The 406-nt window shown below is 69.2% G+C and carries 1 pseudogene; it reads right to left on the bottom strand.

The features are described 5' to 3' along the window. Positions 1-406 (bottom strand): annotated as a pseudogene (locus ADK86_RS44530) (fibronectin type III domain-containing protein); the annotation flags it as partial.

Below are 406 nucleotides of genomic sequence, written 5' to 3'. Positions count from 1 at the left end.
CAGGCCGGAGTCGGTGTAGGCCAGCTTCTCGACGGTGGCGACCTTCGTACCGTCGCGCAGGATGTCGTAGTTCTTGACGCCCTTGTCGTCGGTGGCGGCGGTCCACGTCAGCCGTACGGAGGTGTCGGTGATGTCGCTCGCCACCGGCTTGCCGGGCGCGGACGGCGGGTTGTCGCCGGGCTGTCCGCCGCCGGTGGTGCGCACGGTGACCGGCTCGCTGGCGGGGCCGATCTGGTCGGCGGTGTCGCGGGCCACGACGGTGTAGGTGTACGAGGTGTCCTTCGTCAGGCCCGAGTCGGTGTACGCGAGCTTCTCGACGGTGGCGACCTTCGTACCGTCGCGCAGGATGTCGTAGTTCTTGACGCCCTTGTCGTCGGTGGCGGCCGTCCAGGTCAGCCGTACGGAG

It is taken from the genome of Streptomyces sp. NRRL F-5755 (assembly GCF_001279365.1).
GTDB classification, from domain to species: domain Bacteria; phylum Actinomycetota; class Actinomycetes; order Streptomycetales; family Streptomycetaceae; genus Streptomyces; species Streptomyces rimosus.
The sequence above is the reverse complement of the archived record's forward strand: the minus strand, read 5'-3'. Positions and strand labels throughout refer to the sequence as shown.